Source organism: Bacillus sp. SIMBA_031 (assembly GCF_046535225.1).
GTDB lineage: Bacteria > Bacillota > Bacilli > Bacillales > Bacillaceae > Bacillus > Bacillus velezensis.
The window spans coordinates 1-340 of the sequence record NZ_JAWRXC010000083.1; the positions used below are offsets into that span (position 1 = coordinate 1).

Here is a 340-nt window from a genome sequence, read left to right on the forward strand (position 1 = left end):
TGTAGTCCTCCGAGTCTTTGGCCGGCAATTGACTTCCTTCTATGTAGTACATGCCGTGAAACGTATTTCCCCCGTCGGTGGAGTACACCAGCGAGGCGTTACAGCCACGCGAGCTACACCCACGTGCCGGCGCGGATGGAATCACCACGTTCATCTCCGTAGGGTCGTCAATGATCAGGCGGCCGCTATACGTCACGATCCCCCTCCCCGCGCCAGTTTGTGCCGGATACCTAGCCTTGTGTTGTTGTAGTAGGTGTCACCATAGCAGCGGTCGTAGTTTTCCAGTGAGACGAAACGGTGATCGTCGATCCGGTAGATGACTTTCGGCGGTCCATCGTAG

Annotated in this window: 2 protein-coding genes; both read right to left on the bottom strand. The window is 56.5% G+C overall.

Going from position 1 to position 340, the window contains the following annotated elements:
• On the bottom strand, positions 1 to 196 hold a 196-nt coding region (locus SB724_RS19610; protein ID WP_410572447.1), incomplete at its 3' end, for a T6SS immunity protein Tli3 family protein.
• Positions 193 to 340: T6SS immunity protein Tli3 family protein (locus tag SB724_RS22245; protein WP_486304055.1), on the bottom strand; the 148-nt coding region annotated here is incomplete at its 5' end. The genes SB724_RS22245 and SB724_RS19610, both read right to left, overlap by 4 nt.